Source organism: Mesorhizobium norvegicum (assembly GCF_004919685.1).
In the GTDB taxonomy this organism is placed as follows: Bacteria; Pseudomonadota; Alphaproteobacteria; order Rhizobiales; family Rhizobiaceae; genus Mesorhizobium; species Mesorhizobium norvegicum.
Window position 1 is genome coordinate 26,563 of the sequence record NZ_SMYZ01000133.1, and the last position, 19,258, is coordinate 45,820.

General features: G+C 63.0%; 19 protein-coding genes. 16 read left to right on the forward strand and 3 right to left on the reverse strand.

Annotated elements, in window-relative coordinates; all coding sequences use genetic code 11:
- The first annotated feature begins 78 nt into the window (after nucleotides 1-78).
- The 3 genes from FCU66_RS37860 (at nucleotide 79) to FCU66_RS37870 (ending at nucleotide 3,064) form a co-directional block, all read left to right on the forward strand.
- Nucleotides 79-1,278, forward strand: a complete 1,200-nt coding sequence (locus tag FCU66_RS37860; protein ID WP_136616617.1) for a type 1 periplasmic-binding domain-containing protein — start codon at nucleotides 79-81, stop codon at nucleotides 1,276-1,278.
- A 57-nt stretch (nucleotides 1,279-1,335) separates the two neighbouring features.
- Nucleotides 1,336-2,016, forward strand: a complete 681-nt coding sequence (locus tag FCU66_RS37865) for a thermonuclease family protein (protein ID WP_246094187.1) — start codon at nucleotides 1,336-1,338, stop codon at nucleotides 2,014-2,016.
- Nucleotides 2,017-2,311: 295 nt separating this feature from the next.
- A complete protein-coding gene (locus tag FCU66_RS37870; RefSeq protein WP_136616615.1) occupies nucleotides 2,312-3,064 on the forward strand; it encodes a GGDEF domain-containing protein in 753 nt (250 codons plus the stop codon).
- Between the two features lie 22 nt (nucleotides 3,065-3,086).
- Here FCU66_RS37870 and FCU66_RS37875 read toward each other — a convergent pair whose 3' ends face one another.
- Together FCU66_RS37875 and FCU66_RS37880 are read right to left on the reverse strand one after the other, a co-directional pair.
- Complete coding sequence (locus FCU66_RS37875; protein ID WP_246094188.1) at nucleotides 3,087-4,670, reverse strand: GMC family oxidoreductase; 1,584 nt, start codon at nucleotides 4,668-4,670, stop codon at nucleotides 3,087-3,089.
- A gap of 43 nt (nucleotides 4,671-4,713) precedes the next feature.
- A complete protein-coding gene (locus tag FCU66_RS37880) occupies nucleotides 4,714-5,391 on the reverse strand; it encodes a FadR/GntR family transcriptional regulator (RefSeq protein WP_127265462.1) in 678 nt (225 codons plus the stop codon).
- A gap of 203 nt (nucleotides 5,392-5,594) precedes the next feature.
- On the opposite strand from FCU66_RS37880, the gene FCU66_RS37885 reads away from it, so the two are divergent.
- From FCU66_RS37885 to FCU66_RS37925, 9 genes are all read left to right on the forward strand, one after another.
- Nucleotides 5,595-7,223: a GMC family oxidoreductase gene (locus tag FCU66_RS37885; RefSeq protein ID WP_136616614.1), complete on the forward strand. Its 1,629-nt coding sequence runs from the start codon at nucleotides 5,595-5,597 to the stop codon at nucleotides 7,221-7,223.
- Nucleotides 7,224-7,513: 290 nt separating this feature from the next.
- On the forward strand, nucleotides 7,514-8,665 hold the full coding sequence (locus FCU66_RS37890) for a cupin domain-containing protein (protein WP_024505127.1): 1,152 nt from the start codon (nucleotides 7,514-7,516) through the stop codon (nucleotides 8,663-8,665).
- Between the two features lie 55 nt (nucleotides 8,666-8,720).
- Nucleotides 8,721-9,878 carry an LVIVD repeat-containing protein gene (locus tag FCU66_RS37895; RefSeq protein WP_136616613.1) on the forward strand — a complete coding sequence of 386 codons (1,158 nt, stop codon included), beginning with the start codon at nucleotides 8,721-8,723 and terminating at the stop codon, nucleotides 9,876-9,878.
- A gap of 6 nt (nucleotides 9,879-9,884) precedes the next feature.
- Complete coding sequence (locus FCU66_RS37900) at nucleotides 9,885-10,295, forward strand: RidA family protein (protein WP_111546110.1); 411 nt, start codon at nucleotides 9,885-9,887, stop codon at nucleotides 10,293-10,295.
- 26 nt (nucleotides 10,296-10,321) lie between these two features.
- The gene (locus FCU66_RS37905) at nucleotides 10,322-10,942 is read left to right on the forward strand and encodes a glutathione S-transferase family protein (protein WP_136616612.1); all 621 of its coding nucleotides are present in this window, start codon (nucleotides 10,322-10,324) and stop codon (nucleotides 10,940-10,942) included.
- Nucleotides 10,942-11,871 carry a 5-formyl-3-hydroxy-2-methylpyridine 4-carboxylate 5-dehydrogenase gene (gene fhmpcd1, locus FCU66_RS37910; RefSeq protein ID WP_136616638.1) on the forward strand — a complete coding sequence of 310 codons (930 nt, stop codon included), beginning with the start codon at nucleotides 10,942-10,944 and terminating at the stop codon, nucleotides 11,869-11,871. The genes FCU66_RS37905 and fhmpcd1 overlap by 1 nt, the downstream gene beginning before the upstream one ends.
- A gap of 130 nt (nucleotides 11,872-12,001) precedes the next feature.
- Nucleotides 12,002-12,832, forward strand: a complete 831-nt coding sequence (locus FCU66_RS37915; RefSeq protein WP_136616611.1) for an ABC transporter ATP-binding protein — start codon at nucleotides 12,002-12,004, stop codon at nucleotides 12,830-12,832.
- Nucleotides 12,829-13,644 (forward strand): ABC transporter permease, encoded by an 816-nt coding sequence (locus FCU66_RS37920; protein WP_136616610.1) that lies wholly within the window; start codon nucleotides 12,829-12,831, stop codon nucleotides 13,642-13,644. Before FCU66_RS37915 ends, FCU66_RS37920 begins: the two co-directional genes overlap by 4 nt.
- Nucleotides 13,645-13,683: 39 nt before the next feature.
- Complete coding sequence (locus FCU66_RS37925) at nucleotides 13,684-14,694, forward strand: ABC transporter substrate-binding protein (RefSeq protein WP_136616609.1); 1,011 nt, start codon at nucleotides 13,684-13,686, stop codon at nucleotides 14,692-14,694.
- A 38-nt stretch (nucleotides 14,695-14,732) separates the two neighbouring features.
- Here the strand turns inward: FCU66_RS37925 and FCU66_RS37930 are convergent, their stop codons facing one another.
- On the reverse strand, nucleotides 14,733-15,158 hold the full coding sequence (locus FCU66_RS37930; protein WP_136616608.1) for a hypothetical protein: 426 nt from the start codon (nucleotides 15,156-15,158) through the stop codon (nucleotides 14,733-14,735).
- 98 nt (nucleotides 15,159-15,256) lie between these two features.
- On the opposite strand from FCU66_RS37930, the gene FCU66_RS37935 reads away from it, so the two are divergent.
- The 4 genes from FCU66_RS37935 to FCU66_RS37950 all read left to right on the forward strand — a co-directional run.
- On the forward strand, nucleotides 15,257-16,285 hold the full coding sequence (locus FCU66_RS37935; RefSeq protein ID WP_136616607.1) for a putative B6 ABC transporter substrate-binding protein: 1,029 nt from the start codon (nucleotides 15,257-15,259) through the stop codon (nucleotides 16,283-16,285).
- Between the two features lie 77 nt (nucleotides 16,286-16,362).
- On the forward strand, nucleotides 16,363-17,931 hold the full coding sequence (locus FCU66_RS37940) for a putative B6 ABC transporter ATP-binding protein (RefSeq protein ID WP_136616606.1): 1,569 nt from the start codon (nucleotides 16,363-16,365) through the stop codon (nucleotides 17,929-17,931).
- Nucleotides 17,928-19,025, forward strand: coding sequence for a putative B6 ABC transporter permease subunit 2 (locus FCU66_RS37945; protein ID WP_136616605.1), 1,098 nt, complete (start codon nucleotides 17,928-17,930; stop codon nucleotides 19,023-19,025). The genes FCU66_RS37940 and FCU66_RS37945 overlap by 4 nt, the downstream gene beginning before the upstream one ends.
- 2 nt (nucleotides 19,026-19,027) lie before the next feature.
- Nucleotides 19,028-19,258, forward strand: a 231-nt coding sequence (locus FCU66_RS37950) for an ABC transporter permease subunit (RefSeq protein ID WP_425462888.1), incomplete at its 3' end; no start/stop codon positions are given.

The following is a 19,258-nucleotide window of genomic DNA, read 5'->3' on the forward strand; positions in this document are numbered from 1 at the left end:
GCACAGCAAGTCCGCCGTAACATGGCTTGAAGATCAGACCGGGAAGAATACCCGGCGGCACAGAGGGTTGGAGCAATCATGGAAGCTGGCCGACAGGTCCACTGTCCGCGGACACGGGCAATCGCCTTTGCGCTCGCCATGACGGTGTCTGGCTGCCAGTCGAAAGGCGGCGTTTCCGAAGTGCTCGATCCGGCGGCGGTTACCGTGCCTGCCGGGCAGAATGGCGCCGCTGTTGCTGGCCCGGTCCAAGCGACCCAGTCGCTGGGTACCGGTTCGACAAAAATCACGATGTTGCTGCCGTTGTCCGCCGCCGGGACGGCAGGGGAAAACGGCAGGAAGATGCTGGATGCCGCCAAGCTGGCGATGACGGATATTGGCAACGGATTGCTTACGCTGACGGTAGAAGACACCAAAGGCGACAGCGCACTGGCCAGCAAAATGGCGATAACGGCCATAACGACGGGCTCGAAGGTCGTGATCGGCCCGACCGAACTGCCGGCAGCCCAGCATATTGCCACGCTGTCTGGATCGAAGCGGCCACCGGTCCTGGCGCTTGCCGATAATTTCGCCGGCGGCGCCGGGGTTTATGCCGTGCTCCTTGGCGAAGCGGACAGCGCCGCGGCGGGCGCCGCGGGACTGGCTGCGAAAGGCAGCAAGAAGTTCGTATTGTTTGTCGCGGAGGGCCCAGACGCCGGCGCCATGGAGAAGCGGGTCGCCAACAGCCTCAGCATCTATGGCGCGACGCTCGCGGTCACTCTCCCGTATTCGGCCGGTGACGGTGGCGCGAAGGCGGTCGACGAAATGGGCTCACTCGTAGACAATCCCGACGCCGTCATCGTTGCGAGCGGCAATGACAGCCCGTCGCCTATCCTTGCCGCCCTCAAATCAAAGGGCATTCCGGGAAAGACCATCTCCGTCGTCGGAACGAACCGTTGGCTGGAACACCCCATGGATCCGCTGTTCGGGGGGGCATATATCGCCACGCTCGATCCGAGTGAAACCGGACCGATCGCCGACCGCTTCAGGACGACATACAACTATCCGGCCGACGTCAATGTGGCCTACGCCTATGATATGGTTGCCCTGACTGCAGGGATTGCCAGCGCGGTCGGGCCTGATGGCTTCAGCAAAAAGGTTCTCGAGAATCCAAACGGGTTTCGTGGGTCGACCGGCCTGTTTCGGTTTCGGGCCGACGGATCCAGCGAACGATCGATGCCGTTCTATCGGATTGAAAAAGGTGCGCTCAAGCTGGTTGCCAAATCAACGTCGGGCTTCTGACCGGCGTGACTCCTTGAGAAGCTGTTCGAGCTGATGGGCGGGCCGGGCCGCAGCCGCTTGGCGATCGCGCTCGGAAGCCTGTTGCTTCTGGCCGGAGTCCTGCTGATCATTCAGGCCCGGGCTTTGCTTTCGGTCGATAGGCCTGTCCTTGCCCCTTCGAAGGATGTTGACGGTATGCAGCCAATCCGGCCGGTTGCCCCCGTTGCCGACGCACAGCGCCGAGAACCGGCACGCAAGGTTGCACAAGACCTCATCGCTCCGCCACGGCTTGATCCCGCGGAGATCGAACGGGCCGAGCCCCGTCCGCCACTCAGCGAGCTCGGTCTCGCCGTGCCCCTGAAAACGCCGCTGCCTGAAGATTGGCGGGAGGTCTTGCTCTACCGCCCGGTTGCCACATCGTCGGCGATGTTCGAATCCATGGGCCGGAAGGTTGTCATCAGCGGGGTGCAAGGCATCGATCTCGACAGATCCTGCTCGTTCCACGAGGTCAGTTGGCCCTGCGGCCAGCGCGCACGCGCCGCTTTCAATTCCTGGCTAAGGGGACGCGGGCTGAAATGTTCCGTGCCGCCGGCGGTCGAGCGTTTTGCCATTGCCGCACCGTGCAGCCTGGGCAAGCAGGATGTCGGCGCCTGGTTAGTCTCCAACGGCTGGGCCACTGCTCTGCCGAGCGGCATCTACGGCAAGGCGGAGGCGACAGCCAGAAACGCGCAGATGGGCATATTCGGTCCGGCACAATAGCTGGCCATTCAACCCCTGATATTTTGTTTGTTAACCGTCACGGGCGCAGCTTTCCTAAAGCGCGTCGCCTGAATCCATTTAACGGATTCAGGCGACGCGCTTTAGGTCTTTGTTTTCTATGCATGTCGTTTTCCCAAAACCGAGGTCACTTTTGGGCGACATGCATTGGGAGCAAGCCAATTTCGTCCGCAGCCTTTCATGGGGTCATCGCGCAATCGATTAAATTGCAAGGTTCCTTGAAACTGAAATTGCAACACACCGGCCCTATACCAGCCCATCCACAGGAGATCGGCCAGTGACAAAGACGATGGCGACCACCACCGCCCAGGCATGGAAAGGCGTCACTTGGCTGACCTTTCTGGGAACCACGGGTATCCTGGCCCTTTCCATCGGCCTCAACTATCTGCTCCTGTTCTCGGAGGCGCTGACGCCATTTGGGCGCAGCATGGTCACGGCAATCCTGTTGCCTGTTGTCCTTGGTGTTCCGGTTTTTCTGTTCATTGGATTGAAGCAGATCGAGCTTCGTCGTTATCGCCGGGAACTCGACAAGTCGGCAACCTTCGACACCATGACAGGCTGCCTGAACGGAGCGGTCTTCACGTCGATGGTCGAACGAAGAACAGCAAGGCCAGCGACGCCGGGTCCGGGATCGGGTGCCTTCCTGGTCATCCATTCGGAACATTTGCGGTCCATCAACCTGCGCTTTGGTCTTGAATGGGGCGACGAGGCTTTGCGGCTCGTAGCCTCAACCATACAATCCTCGGTGCGCGCGGAGGATCTGGTTGGACGCATAGGGACTTCGATGTTCGGGGTCTTCCTCTCAGGGGCCACCGAAGCAGAAGCCAGGGAAATCGGCGAGCGTATCCGGGCGCGTATTGCGCAAGTCTATTTCGCACCAAAAGGAACCGAGGATACCCTGACGGTCAAAGTCGGCGGCGTGGTGTTCGAAAACGAGGTGGAGTTCGCGGACATGTTCCGGTCGGCCGAGCAGCGCATGGCCGGCGTCCAGGACGGAGCCGCGTTTGAATTGACGCATCTCCACAGCTGACAACCGCCGGGCGCCAGCGCCACTAAACCCCAGGGGAATCAGACGCAACTGCCGCCGTCGATGCTGCCGACGCGGTAACCCCTGAAGACGCCGCCCAGGTTTCCGCGATGGCGACGATTGCGGCGTTGATCGGTCCGCTCGGGATCGCCGGCATCACCGAGGCGTCGACGACAAAGATGTTGTCAAAACCGTTCAGCCGCAAGTCGGGGTCGACGACGGCGTCGGCGTCACGACCCATCCGGCATGTGCCGGCCGGATGATGATGGGTGGAAGCAGCCCTTGCGATGAAGGCGTCGAGCTCGTCATCGGACTGAACCGGTGCACCCGGCAGGATCTCCGCATCGCGCCATTCGTCCAGAGCCGTATGATGGCCGACCATGCGCGCCCGCTTCAACGCCATCCTGAAGACCGTGCGGTCGTGTTCGGTTTCGAGATAATGCGGATCGATGACCGGCGTGTCGTTGCGGCCCGGCCCGCTTGGGGCGATGCGCCCGCGGCTTGTCGGATGGGTGACGCCGCACAGGATCGTGAAGGCGGAGCCATAGGGCGGGGCCTTCAGGCCCTCGGCCGCTGACGGAGCGACGACGCAGGCGAGCACAATGTCGGGACTTCCCGTGGAACGGCTCGGGTCGTCACCATGCAGGTACATCAGCGATTCGGAGTGCTGCAGACGGGACGGCGGCACCGGCTTTTTCGTGCTGTAGACATTTCCAAGAGCCAGCAGATGGTCCTGCAGGTTGCGACCGACATCGCGTCGATCGGCAAGGCAGCGTATCCTCGCCTGCTTCAGCGTATCCGGGCAGCCAATGCCCGACCGCATGAGGATGAGCGGCGTGGACACGGCGCCGGCGCAAAGGACAATCCGGTCGGCGCAGAGCGTTCTGGTCTCACCCTCGCACACCACGCTTACACCTGTGACCTTGTGGCCGTTCAGCACCAGATGCTCGACCTCGTGGCCGGCGAGCAAGGCCAGGTTCGGCCGCGCCATGACCTGCGGCGGCAGATAGGCGTCGGCGACGCTCAGGCGCCTACCGTCGCGTATGTTGAGCGAATTGAGGCTGGTGCCGACCAGTTCGCCGCTGTTGTGGTCGGTCAGGGCGGGAGCCCCCATGGCCCGCCCGGCGGCGATGTAAGCACGCACGACCGGACTGACCTCGGCGTCCGGCAGATAGACGTCCAGCGGGCCGCTCCTGCCGCGTGTCGGCCCGTCGAAGGCGGTGAAGGCTTCGCTGCGGATGAAGCCCGGCAACAATCCCCGATAGGACCAGCGCTCGCCGCCGGCTTGCGCCCAGGATTCGAAATCATCGGGATGGCCGCGCACATAGGCCATTGCATGCAGGCAGCTCGAGCCGCCGACGATCTTGCCTCGGGGCCATTCATGGACGCGGTCGGCGGTGAAAGGCTGGGGCACGGTCCGGTAGCTCCAGTCATAGGCGCGGCCCTGAAGCATCGTCCATTTCAGCGGGTCGGCAATATCGGGATCTGCCGGCATCGCCCCTGCCTCGATGAGGCCGATCTGGCACGACCGGTCTTCACTGAGCCGGCTGGCAACAACCGAGCCGGCGGACCCCGCGCCGATGACCAGCACGTCGAAATGACGTTTCAATTTGAAATTCCCCGCACAGGCTCGATGTCAGAAGGCGATACGATCACGCGGCAAAGGCGCCGGCATTCGACCGTTCCATGATCTGTCTCTGCACGGACAGCAGGTGCGCGCGCATTGCGGCCTCCGCCGCTTCGGGATCGCGCTGCGAGATCGCTTCGGCGATCAGGCGATGCTCGCCGTCGCGCTGGGCGATCCGCTTGGGGCAGGTGGGGGCCGCGGTGCGCGCAACCTTCACCCGCGCATCTACGCCGACCTGACGCAGCATCTTGTAGAATTCCGCGGCGAGATGGTTGCGAGCGGCGGCGACGATCGCGAGATGGAAGGCGAAGTCGACCTCACCCGACGGGGCATTCTCCGGCGTGGTTGCCGCGTCGAGGATCCGCGCCGTCTCGAAGGAGGAGGCGCGCAGCGACGCCAACCGGGCAAGGCCCGGCTCCATGATCAGGCGCAATTCCAGAACCTCGATTGGATTGGTTACCCTGACCAGTTCCTCCCCATATCTTGGAAGGGCGGTCGGCGCCCGCCTGGCGCGCGCTGGTTTGAGGTCGCCGGAATGGCGCAGCACTTCAAGCGCCTTGCGAAGCTGATGGCGCTTTACGCTCAGATGTTCCGCAAGATCGCGCTCGGACGGAAGCTTGCCGCCGCCCTGCTGCAACTGGCGGACCGCGGCAATGATGTCGTCGAGATCCGATGGTCCGACCTGCGGCTCGAATGCGCTCAAAACCAAATCTCCTGTCTGATCGGCAGATCGCCGACTCAACGTCCTGACATCATATTGTGACACGAAACCTGATGGACGGCACTCAACCAATTCAACCAATCTACAACTGTACGCAATGGTTGACAACACCAGTTGCGCGATGGTTGACTGCCTTCGTCGACGGTTGCCATCGCGGCGGACCGTCTTTCTCCCGAGGATCACGCATGCCGGCTGGCGAAACCTTTGACTACGTCATTGTCGGTGCGGGATCGGCCGGCTGCGTGCTGGCGAACCGGCTGAGCGAAGACCCTGCGGTGTCGGTGCTCCTGCTGGAGGCGGGGGATTGGGACCGCGATCCGATGATCCACATCCCGCTCGGCTGGGGCAAGATACTGACCGAACGCCGCCACGACTGGATGTATTTCTGCGAGCCCGAGGCCAATGTCGGCGGGCGCAAGGTCGAATGCGCGCGCGGCAAGGTCATCGGCGGCTCTTCCTCCACCAACGCCATGGCTTATGTGCGCGGCAATCGCGGCGATTACGATCGCTGGGCGGCAAGCGGCCTGACGGACTGGTCGTTCGACAAGGTGCTGCCCTACTTCAAGAAGCAGGAGCGCTGGGAGGCGGGCGAAAGCCGGTATCGTGGCGGCAGCGGGCCGCTGAACACCCAGTTCTGCCGCTACAAGGACGAATTGATCGATGCCTTCGCCACGGCCAGCCGTGATGCCGGATACCCGCAGACCGACGACTACAACGGCGCCGTACAGGAAGGCTTCGGCCGTCTGCAGATGACAATTGCGAACGGCCGGCGATGCTCGACCGCGACCGCCTATCTGCGGCCGGCCATGCGCCGTGGCAACGTCAAGGTGCTGACCGGCGCGATGGCGACGAAGATCCTGCTGAAGGATGGGCGCGCAACGGGCGTTGCCTATAGCAGAGGCGGGTCGAGCCATGAAGTTCTGGCGCGGCGCGAGGTTCTGCTTGCCGGCGGCGTCATCAACACGCCGCAGCTGATGATGCTGTCGGGTATAGGCGATAGCGGCGAGTTGGCGGCGCATGGCATCGAGACGAAGGTTGATCGTGTGCAGGTCGGCAAGAATTTGCAGGACCATGTTTCGGTCATCCTGATGTATCGACGCAAACAGCCGGGACCGTTTCTCAAGATGATGCGGGCCGATCGTATCGGGCTGGATTTCGTCAAGACCTATCTCACCGGAAAGGGCTTTTCGGGAGATGTGCCTGGCGGCGTCGTGGCATTCCTGAAAAGCGACGCAAGCCGGCCGTTGCCGGACGTACAGCTGCTTTTCACCGCCGCCCCGCTTGGGGCATGGCCTTATATGTCGCCGTTCAAGGCGCCGTTCGCCGACGGCTTTGCGACCCGTATCGTTGCCGTGCAGCCGGAGAGCCGCGGCAGCGTCAAGCTGGCGTCGAGCGATCCGGTCGCCGCTCCGCTGATCCACCAGAACTTCCTGTCCTCGCAGCGCGACTGGCAGTCGCTTCGCGCCGGCTTTCGTGTTGCGCGCAACCTTGCCAGCCAGCCGTCCATGGCCCCGTTCGTTGGCGCGGAATTCTTCCCCGGCCCGAAATGCGAGAGCGACGAAGAGATCGACGAGCATATTCGCAAGACGTCGATCACCGTGCATCATCCGGCCGGTACGTGCCGTATGGGTGTCGATGCGGAGTCGGTGGTCGATCCGGAATTGCGGGTGCGCGGCGTTGCCGGACTTCGTGTCGTGGACGCGTCCGTGATGCCGGATCTCGTCTGCGGCAACATCAATGCGGCGGTCATCATGATCGCCGAAAAGGCCGTGGATCTGATCCGCAGCCGCGCTCAACAGAGCGTGGCGGCCTGATAGCGGCCGCCGGAATGCAACCAAAATCTTTTGGTTGAGATAAAAAAGCTACGTTGGTTGGACTGCCGTGTGAGCCTGCACGGCCGTGGCGGGTAGGCTTCATTACGCCTTTCTGAGTGTATTTTGTGCGAATTCTGGCTATTTCTGCCTATTTTTAGGCATTTGCCTGCCGAAAATGCATCTCAACCAAAAACTTATAAAATTCGCAATTTGGGGATTGTCGAGCAAAACCAATGCGAATACGGTTGAGTTGGTTAGAAGCATTTTCTTCGTGACGAGAGGTGTCCGATATGTCCCTGGCGCAACCAGCTAACGATGTGCTCACCAACAAGAAGGCAGCACTCAAGGGCCTCTATGACGCCCTCTACGCGAAAAACATGTTTCCGTTCTGGGCGACCTCGGAAGGTGTCGACCATGACGAGATCAAGCAGCTGATGGCGACGTCGAAGGCCGTTCCCTTCGTGTGGTCCTATTCGGACATCGAGCCGCTGCTGCAGCGCGCCGCCGAGCTGGTGACCATGGACGACAGCGAGCGCCGTTCGCTGATCCTGGTCAATCCTGGCCTTGCGCCCAAACGCGCATCGGTCAGCACCATGTACACCGCCTACCGCTTGAATGATCCCGACGAGATCATGCCGCCGCACAAGCATTCGCCGAGCGCCATCCGCTTCGGCCTGACCGGCAAGGGCAACTTCACCGGCGTCGAGGGCGAAGACGTGGTCTTCGGCCCGGGCGACATGGTGCTGACGCCCAACGACGCCTGGCACAATCATGGCACCGTCGGCGGCGAGCAGGCGGTCAACCTGTCGGTGCTCGACCTGCCGCTGGTCGAAACGCTGCATGCCGTCCATTTCGACCACAAATACACCGAGATGGTCGACGGCAAGGAAGTCGAGAAGAAGGTGCAGACCGCCCGCTATCCGAGCGACTACTCACAGCGCATCTATGGCGAGGGTGGGCTGATGCCGCGTTTCGTCGACCACAAGCGCGGCGGCGGCCTGTCGTCGCCGATGTATGTCTATCGCTGGGAGAAGATGGAAGCGGTCCTCGATGCCCACAAGGATTGGGATGGCGACCCCCATGAAGGCATCGTCATCGACTATGTCGATCCGACCACCGGCGGGCCGGTCTTCCACACCATCAATTTCTACGTGCAGATGCTGCGCCCCGGTGAGAAGACCTTGCCGCAGCGCGAGACCGCCAGCCTGCTTCTGGCGCCGTTCCGCGGCAACGGCCATTCGATCATCGACGGCAAACGCTATGACTGGAACCAGTTCGACACCATCGCCATACCCGGCGGTTCGTGGGTCGAACATGTCAACGGCTCTTCCAGCGAGCCGGTGATCTTCTTCGGCGCCACCGATGCGCCGACGCAAAAGGCGCTGCTCCTCTACAAGCGCTGGGGCCGCAACCAGGCCGGCGATCTGCTTCGCCTCGTCTAGTTTCCGGTCCTTCGGCAAGCACTGTCCTGCCGCCAATGGCGGCGGGGACATCGAGATGACGTTTCAGCAGCAAGGGCGTATGCATTTGGTTTCGGCGTTCAACACCAAGCAGATCGGCCACGTCGACTGCCCAGGCGGCGGCCAGGTCTGGGTCGACGGCAACATCCTCTATATCGGCCACATGCGGCCGCCGAGCGGCACGACGCTGGTCGATATTTCCGACCCACGCAATCCGCGCAAGATAGCCACGATCGATGTTCCGCCTGGCTGGCACTCGCACAAGGTGCGCGCCAAGGACGGGCTGATGATCATCAACCACGAGCGCTTTGGCGATGCCGGCCCGGCCGATTTCGGCGGCGGACTGGCGCTCTACGACACCACCAAGCCGACACAGCCCAAGCTCATCTCGAAATGGATAACCGGCGGCAAGGGCGTTCATCGCTACGACTTCGACGGCCGTTACGTCTACATCTCGCCGACAGCCGACGGTTATGTCGGCAATATCGTGATGATCCTCGACCTGATCGATCCCACGAAGCCAGTCGAGGTCGGACGCTGGTGGATACCCGGCCAATGGACCGGCGGCGGCGAAGAATACCCCTGGCATGACTATGTCACGCCGCGTTGCCACCATCCGCTGCGCATGGGCGACCGGCTCTTTGTCAGCTACTGGCATCACGGCCTGTTCATCCTCGACATTTCGGACATCACCAAGCCGAAGCTGATCTCGCACGTCAATTCGAGCCCAAGCTTTCCGCATCCCACACACACCTGCCTGCCGATTCCACAGCCGCTCAAGGGCCGCAACATCATGGTGGTGGCGGACGAGGACGTCGCCAAACTCCGCCCTTCGCCGCCGGCCTTTACCTGGATCTACGACATTACCGACGAGACCAACCCGTTGCCGATCTCGACCTTCCAGGTGCCGGGCCTCGACCCGGACGGCGCGCCGCAGCCGCCGATGACGGGCTGCCATCAGCCTTCCGAACGGTTCAAGGGCACGATCATTCCGTTTGCATGGTTCGCGCAGGGGCTGCGCCTCGTCGACATCGCCGACCCGTTCGCGCCAAAGGAAGTCGGCCATTTCATACCCGACGCGCCGGAGGGGGCGGAGCGTTCCTCGTCCAACGACGTGACCATCGACGACCGTGGCATCGTCTACCTGATCGATCGTATCCGTGGCGTCGACATCATCGAAACCAGTGTTCTCTAGGGGGGTATGTTGAGCGACAGCACGCGAAAATCCGCCAGCCACTACGCCATCGGCAACAAGAACCCGAACCTGCCGTTTCATCCGGCGGTGCGTGCCGGCGATTTCATCTTCGTCTCGGGCCAGGTGCCGAAGGACGAGAACAACAACATGATCAGCGGCACGATCGAGGAAGAGACGCTGGCCACGCTGAAGACCATCGCGCGCGTCATCGCGCATGAAGGCGCGACGCTGTCGGATGTCGTGCGGATCACCACCTATCTCGAAGATACGCGCGATTTCGGCCGCTACAACAAGGCGTTCCTCGAAGGCATCGGCGACGCCGTCCTGGCGCGCACGACCGTCGAGGCAAAGGCGGTCATCAACACCAAGATCGAAATGGACGCCATCGTCTACAAGCCGCTGCCGGCGGGCAAGTAGGCCTTGGACACAATCGAGGAGACGACATGTACAAGCTGTTAGGCCGCCAGACATCAGGCAACGTCCAGAAGGTGCTCTTCATGCTCGAGGAGCTTGGGGCGTCCTACAAGCGCGAGGATTATGGCCGCCAGTTCGAGAACACCCAGACGGCGGAATACAAGGCGCTCAACCCGACCTCCAAGGTGCCGACGCTGGTCGACGGCGACACCGTGATCTGGGAGTCCAACACCATCCTGCGCTATCTCGCGGCATCCGGCGGCGAACAGTTGAATGGCGCCACGCCGGCGGAAAAGACCGAGGTCGAGCGCTGGATGGACTTCCTGCTGGCGGCGGTCAATCCGGGCTACCTGGCGGCCTTCAAGGGCGCCAAGCTCACACCCGAGGAACAGACCGCGGAATACAAGGAACAGGTGAAGGACCTTGTCGCGCAGCTCAAGATCGTCGACGGCCACCTGGCCGGCAAGGACTTCCTGGCGCTCGGCAAGCTGACCCTCGCCGACATCGCCTGCGCGCCCATCCTGAAGCGCTGCGTCGATTTCAAGATCGACCGGCCGTCGATGCCCGATCTGGAGCGCTGGGTTGCCGCGATCGCCGCTCGGCCGGCCTTCAAGACGGCAACCACTGCTGCTCCCGCAAAGGCGGCATGATGATCAAGCGCGCCGCCCTCATCGGACTGGGAACGATGGGTCCGGGCATTGCCGCGCGGCTTTCGCGCGGCGGGCTCGATGTCACGGCGTATGATGTTTCGCCGGGGGCAGTCGAGCGTGCCCGCGGCATGCTCGATCTTGCCGGCGGCGTGCTCGACCGTCTCGACATCAAGGCGCCCGGGACAGGCGCAGGCAGCGTGCGTTTCGTCGAAACGATCGCCGAGGCCGTCGACGGCGCCGAACTGGTCATCGAGAATGTGCCCGAGAATATCGACATCAAGGCGCAGACCTATCGTGACATCGATCCGCTGATCGGCCCGTCGGTCATCGTCGCTTCCGACACGTCGGGCATCCCGATCACCAAGCTGCAGGCGCATATCTCGCATCCCGAGCGGATGGTCGGCATGCACTGGTCGAACCCGCCGCACATCATCCCGATGATCGAGGTGATCGGCGGCGAAAAGACCGCGCCTGAAACCGTGGCGACGATCCGCGACCTCATCCGCTCGATCGGCCTGCTGCCGGTGGTGGTGAAGAAGGACGTTCCAGGCTTCGTCGAGAACCGCGTGCTCTATGCGCTGCTGCGCGAGGCCGTCGACCTTGTCGAGCGCGGCGTCATCGAGCCGGAGGATCTCGACACCTGCGTGTCGTGGGGCATCGGCTACAAGATCGCCGTCATCGGCCCGATGGCGCTGCTCGATATGGCGGGGCTGGACATCTACAAATCCGTCTCATCCTTCCTGAATGCCGATCTCTCCAAGCGTGACGATGTCGCGCCGATGGTGCTGGAGAAGACGGCTGCGTCGAAGTTCGGCATCAAGTCGGGCGAGGGCATGTTTGCCTACACGCCCGAGCAGACAAAGGCGCTGCAAGGCGAACGGGCGCGCAAGCTCGTCGCGGTGCGGCGCATCCTGGAAGGCCGGGAGTAGCCAATGTCACATGGTGCGCACAGGGCAGGCCGGTTTGAGGAGTTCCACCGGTCGGCTGTTTGTGTGAAGGGCGCCTTCGCCATCAAGATGGTGCGGGTGCGGCAGAAAACAGTGCGCGGGGCGACAAGCCATGCGCATTGAAACCATTCGAGCCGCAGGCGACAGGCCGGTCCATATCCGCCATGACGATCTGATCTCCGCCAAGGGCGTTTCGGTGGTCATCGCCCGGCAGCTGATCCTCAGCGATATCGATCTCTCGGTGCCGAAGGGGTCGTTCGTCTCCCTTATCGGTCCTTCCGGCTGTGGCAAGAGCACCTTGCTCAAGGTGCTGGCCGGGCTGGTGCAGCCGACCCAGGGCAGCGTTTCGATCGCCGGGCTCGCGCCGGTCGAGGCGGCGCGCAAGCGCATGATCGGCCTCGTCTTTCAGGACGCCAATCTGCTGCCGTGGAAGAACGCCGTCGACAATGCGTCGCTGCTGCTCGGCATCGCCGACAAGTCGCTGTCGCGCTCGGATTTGCGCGCGCGCGGCCAGGAAATGCTGGAGCTGGTGGGGCTGGGCGATAGCGCCCACAAGCGCCCAAACGAACTGTCGGGTGGCATGCGGCAGCGGGTCGCCATCGCACGGGCCCTGGCGCTCGATCCGGCGGTGCTGCTGATGGACGAACCGTTCGGCGCGCTCGACGCAATCACCCGCGATTCCATGGGCCAGTCGCTGCTGGAGATATGGCTGCGTACCGGCAAGACGATCGTGCTCGTCACCCATTCCATCGACGAGGCCATCCATCTGTCGCGCCATGTTCACGTGCTGGGGATCAAGCCGGGGCGGATCACCGAGAGCCTCGACATTGCGCTGCCTTATCCGCGCGACCTGTCGGTCACCGAAGATCCGGAGTTCGTCAGGCTGGTGGTTCAGTTGCGGACGATGCTGCGCTCCAGCCATCAACCGGGAGGCGCGTCATGAGCGACCAACCCATCACGGACCTTTCCGAGCCGCGGCTCGCCTCCAGCTGGAGCGCTGCGACCGGCAGCTGGCTTCCGGCGGTCATCCTGCTGCTGGTGACAATCGTGCTTTGGGAAGCCGCCGTGCGTATCTTTGCCATATCCGCCTTCATCATTCCCGCCCCTTCCGAGATCGCGAAGTCGCTGGTCGCGCAATGGGGCACGCTCATGCAGGCGACGCTGGTGACGGCGGGCGAGATCCTGTTCGGCTTCCTGGTCTCGGTCGTGGTCGGCATTGCCATTGCGCTGGTCATCGTGCGCTTCGACTGGCTGGGACGCGCGCTGTATCCACTGGTGGTGCTGTTCCAGAACGTACCGAAAGTCGCACTCGCGCCGATCTTCATCCTCTGGTTCGGCTACGGGCTGGCGCCCAAGATCGGCCTGATCCTGGTCATCGCCTTCTTCCCGGTGACGCTGTCCATGCTGGCGGGCATGCAATCGGTCGACCGCTCGCTGCTGGCGCTGATGAATTCGGTCGGGGCCAGCCCGACGCAGATCCTGTTCAGGATCCGCGTTCCGCACTCGCTGCCGAACCTGATGGCCGGAACCAAGATCGCCGCCACCTTGAGTGTGATCGGCGCCATCGTCGGCGAATTTGCCGGCGCTTCCGACGGTCTCGGCTACGTCATCCAGTTCGCTTCGACCCAGCTTGATACGGCGCTGGTCTTCGCAGCGCTGCTGCTGGTTTCCGTGCTGGGCATCACCTTTTACTACGCCGCCGAAATCCTCGAACGCATCGTGGTGCCGTGGGCGCCGAAATTCAGCCAGTCCTAGGCCCGCTCGATCAATCAACGTCATAAAAGGGAACAAAAAATGCTGAGACGCTCACTTATCAAGGCCGCTACCGTCGCGGCTTTTGTCACAGCACTCGGCTTCTCCGGTGCGGCTCTGGCGGCCGACAAGGTCAACGTCCAGCTCGACTGGGTGGTGCGCGGCAATCACGCCATGTTCTTTGTCGGCAAGGAAAAGGGCTTCTTCGCCAAGAACGACATCGATGTGGCCGAGATCCGCAAGGGCTCCGGCTCGCCGGACGCGATGCGGCTGGTGGGCAATGAGAACGCTGATTTCGGGTTCGGCGATCTTCCCACGCTCGCCGTCGCACGGTCGCAGAATGTTCCGGTCGTGGCGCTGGCGGCGGTCAATCAGCAATCGCCGCTGGGGATCATTTCGCTGGCCAAGACATTGAAGCTCGCAAAGCCGTCCGACCTCAAGGGACTGACCATCGGCATTCATCCGGCCGGCTCCACCTACATCTTCTTCAAGGGTTTCCTGGCCGCCAACGGCCTGACCGAAAAGGACATGACGCTGAACAGCGTCTCGCCGCCCTATGAAAGCTACCTGCTGCTTGGCCGGGTTCAGACGGTCGTCGGCTATGTCGACGCGGAGGTTCCCGAACTGGAGGCAAAGGCTGGAGGCCCAGGCTCACTCAGCATCATGATGGGGGCGGACTACGGCTGGAAGGCCTATGGCTCGGGCCTGTTCACCTCGCAGGCGATGATCAAGGACAAGCCGGACGTCGTGCGCCGCTTCGTCAAGGCCTACAGGGAGGCCTTCGACTACGTCGTGGCTCATCCGGAAGAGGCTGCCGAGATCACGGCCAAGGCAGCGCCCGGCTATGCGGAGAAGAAGGATGTGCTGCTGGCGCAGATCAACGCCGACATCGCATCGACGTTCAGCAGCCCCGACACCAAGGAACATGGTCTTGGCTGGATGACGAAGACACAGTGGGAGGAGACCTTGAAGACGCTGACGGATCAGGGCGTGCTCAAGGCGGCGTTGTCGGCGGACGACGTCTTCACCGACGCATTCCTGGCAAAAGAATAAGGGGCGCGCGGTGTTCGAACGGACGGAGCGATGAGCGCCTATCGGCAGACCAGGCTGTCCTGCGCCACGGCGCAGGACACCGCACGCTCGCCTTTGGCTGCATCGGCGTGGTCGAGCGTGACCTGCACGCGGGTGGCATATGCGCGGCCAGACAGGCCGCACCAAAGCCGCTCGACGGGCAGGTTCTCGCGTTTGTCGTTGAGGATCGTGAACGTGCCGGTCTTCGCATCGAACCAGAGTTCGATGCGAGCGCTCTTGCCCGGTTCGACCGTTGCGATCCCGGCCGAATACCAGTGCGCGAAGTCGGCGTTGCAGGACAGGCCTTCGCTGCCCGCATTCGAAATCGTCAACGGAACCATGTCGAGCCCGTCAGTGCCGGTGCGGACGCTGACATGGTGCAACTCAACCGCGTTGGCGAAGGACGATAACGCCAGCATCACCGGAAGGGCATAACGGATCTTCACTTTGCCTGAGCTCCATGTGTAATTTTCCTAGGCAGTCTATCTCGCTTTCGCGCAATAACAATAAGAATATTGATTGGTAAAACAGCAGAGAGGGTAACATGTTAAAGCTTCTTAAGAACAGTGTAAGTGCAGTTATATTGTCCGGTGTCTTGATGAGCGGCGCGCTTGCCGGCGAGGTCAAGTCGATCGCCATCCTGACGCCCGAAGAAGGCACGGACTATGGCTGGAACCAGCAAGGCATCGACGCCGCCAAGGCGGCGGGCAAGGCCGCCGGCGTCGAAGTGGTCGTGGCCCAGGGCCTCGGCTATGGCGATGTTCGTCCGACCTTGCGGGAACTTGCCTCCGACGGCGCCAGCCTGCTGATTGCGCATGCCAGCGGCTACAACACCTCGGCTCCGGAAATCGCCAAGGAACTGAAAGTTCCGGTGGCGATCGTCGACACGCCGAACGGCCTGGAGAAGGGGCTTGTAGCCGACTACACGCTGAGCGGCCACGAGGGTGCCTATCTCGCCGGCCGTCTCGCCGCCAAGGTGTCGCGTTCCAAGTCGGTCGGCATCGTCGTCTCGGGCGAACCGCCATCGTGGAATTCGCAATCGGCGGCGTTCGCGCAAGGCGTGAAGGCGGAGAACCCGGACGTCAAGATCACCTATGCGGTGATCGGCCCGGCAGCCTACAGCGATGCGGCCGGCGGCAAGCGCGTCACCGAAAGCGTGATCGCATCAGGCGCCGACATCATCTTCGGCCAGGGCAACGGTTCGAGCTTCGGCATGCTGCAGGCGGTCGAGACGACCAAGGCAGCCGATGGCGGCAAGGTCTATTTCATCGACGTCATCGGCGACAAGTCGCCGATCGACAAGGGCTTCCTGCTGTCGTCGGTGGTGTGGAACATCGAGCCGGTCTATGCGGCGATGATTGCCGACCTGAAGGCCGACACGTTCGGCACCAAACACTATACGATCGGGCTCAAGGACGACTCGGTCAAGCTGCTGAAAACCGCCGCGATTCCGGACAATGTCTGGGCAGAAATCCAGGCGCTGCGTGAAGACGTCATTTCCGGCAAGATCAAGGTCGATCCGGTCTATGACGCGGCCGCCGTCAGGGCACTGATGACCAGCGTCGCCCAGTAAGGCGATCACGGTCAGCTGCCGGAGGGGTGATCCGTTCACCCCTCCGGTCGATTCCCAATTTTTGGTGCTGGGCTTTCATGAGCGGTTTTTCTTCATCGTCCGTCGACAGGCGCGACATCGTCGCGCTTGAAGGCGTGACCAAACGGTTCCCCGGCATCGTCGCCAATGACAGCGTCGACCTGTCGATCCGCCCGGGCGAAGTGCATGTGCTGCTGGGCGAGAACGGCGCTGGAAAATCGACATTGATCGGCATGCTGTCCGGCCTGCAGCAGCCGGACGAAGGACGCATACTGGTCGACGGCAAACCGACCCCGATCACCTCGCCGCGCCATGCGCTGGCTCTCGGGATCGGCACCGTATTCCAGCACATGATGCTGGTGCCGACGCTGACGGTGGCGGAAAACCTCTTGCTTGGCGGGCCGTGGTGGCGGCGCCCCAGGACCGGGGAATTGGCGGCGCGCGTCGCCGAGATCACCAGCACGCTCGGCATCACCGTCAAGTTGCATGCCAAGGTATCGGAGCTGTCGCTCGGCGAGCAGCAGCAGGTCGAGATCCTGCGCGCTATGGTGCGCAACAGCCGATTGCTCATCCTTGACGAGTCCACCTCCATGCTGACGCCGAAAGGCATCGACGAACTGGGCGCGCTGATGCGCCGCCTCGTCGAGCAGGGCCTGGCGATCGTCTTCATCACCCACAAGCTCAAGGAGGCGGCTGCGTTCGGCGATCGCATCTCGGTGCTGAAGCTCGGCCGCAAGGTCGGCGAGATCCCGCCCGAGCGGTTTCGCGCGCTGGGCGAACAGGAGATCGTCTCGGAGATCGTGGAATTGATGTTCGGCAAGCAGAAGGACGATCCGGAAGCCGTCGAGCGTCCTGTCCGCACTGCCCGCGCCGGAACGGCCCCGCTGCTTCAGGTCGCGGATCTGACGGTCGCAGCGACGGACAATGCACCAGGCCTGTCGTCGATCTCCTTCGACATCCGCCCGGGTGAGATCCTGGGCATTGCCGGCATCGACGGCAACGGCCAGAAGCAGCTGGCGGAAGCGCTGGCCGGCCAGCGCACAGCCACCAGCGGCTCGGTGCGGCTGGACGGCGCCGCCATCGAGACGCTGAGCGTCGGCGAACGCCGCCGGCGCGGCCTTCGCTACCTGACCGACGACCGACTGGGCGAGGGCACTGTCGGCACCTTCCCGGTCTCGATCAATTTCTTCCTCAAGCAGGTCGGCGCGGCCCCGTTCTGGCGCAACGGCGTCGAGCAGCGCGCGGAGATCGACAAGCGCGCCGCCCAGCTCGTGCGCGAATACGATGTGCGCACGCCGAGCCTGAAGACGCCGGTCGCGCGGCTGTCCGGCGGCAACATCCAGAAGGTGCTTCTGGCGCGAGAACTGGCTGAGGGCGCCAAGGTGGTCATCTTCAACAAACCGACCTATGGGCTCGATCTTGCCAACACATTGGCGTCGCGTCAGCGCATCCGCGACACGGCGGCGCGTGGCCTTGCCGTGCTGCTGATCTCCACCGACCTCGAGGAATTGCTTGGTATGTGCGACCGCATCGCCGTCATCGCGAATGGAGCTTTGGTCGGTACCGTCGAGAATGCCGACGACGCCCGCACCAAGGTCGGTCGCCTGATGATCGGACTTGCCGCATGAGCATCGACACCGCACCCACGGTCGGTGCCACCGCACTCGATGCCACGAGCGGGGCGACGACGCGTCGCGACATCCTGCATCGGCTGCTGATGACGCTTGGTCCGATCCTCATCGCTCTCGTCATAGCCGGCTGTATCCTGCTTGCCGTCGGCGTCGACCCGCTCGCCTATTATGGCTTCGTGCTGGAGAAAGGACTGTTCTCGCCGCTCGGCATCCAGCAGACACTGACGCGCATGGCGCCGCTGCTGTTTCTTGCCGCCGGCCTCATCGTGGCCTTTCGGGCCGGTATGTGGAATCTCGGCGGCGACGGGCAGTTCCTGCTCGGCGCGGTGACGGCGGCGGCCAGCGCTCCCGTGTTCGTGCAGATCATGCCGGCCTGGCTGGCGCTGGTCTGCTCATTCCTCATCGCCATGGTGGTGGCGATGATCTGGTCGCTGGTGCCGGCCCTGCTGCGTGCCTATCAGGGCGTCAACGAGATCATCACCACGCTGATGATGACGTTCCTCGGCACTTCGCTCGCCAATGTGCTGGTCAAGCTGGCGTTTCGTGACCCAAACACGACCGTGCCGCAGACCCGTACGCTGCCGGTGGAAGACCGGCTGCCGCGCCTGTTCGAAACGACCATCACCAGTGGCCTGCTGCTTGGGTTGGCGGCGATCGTCATCGTGCATCTGGTGATGACGCGCACGGCGTTCGGGCTGAAGCTGAGGATCGTCGGCGCCAATCCACGCGCGGCGATTCACTCGGGGCTCGGCGTCCCCGGCCTGACCGTTGCAGTCTTTGCCATTTCGGCCGGGCTGGCCGGGCTTGCCGGCGCCGTCGACATCATCGGCGTCCAGGGCAATGTCCGCGCCGACTGGAATCCCGCCTACGGGCTTGCCGTTATACCCGCCGTGTTTCTCGCCCGCATGAACGGCTTTGCGGCCATCGGTTTCGTGTTCCTGCTTTCGGTGCTTTCGATCGGCGGCGAGAGCGCGGCCCGGCGGCTCGGCGTGCCCAATCATTTCACGCTGGTGCTGGTTTCCATCGTGCTGATCGTGCTCGCTCTCGCCGAATATTTCGATCACCGATACAACCAGTCGCGGAGGGCCTAGGCATGACCGGGCTCTTCAGCGAAGTCTTTCTCAGCGCGCTGCTGTTCGGCGCCGTCACCGCGGCGATCCCGCTGCTGCTTGCCGGGCTCGGCGAGCAGATTTCCGAGAAGGCGGGCGTGCTCAATATCGGCATCGAAGGCATGATGCTGGCCGGCGCCTATCTCGGCTTTGTCGGCGCTTTCTATTCCGGATCGCTGTGGCTGGGCTTTCTCACCGGTGCCGCCGGCGGCACC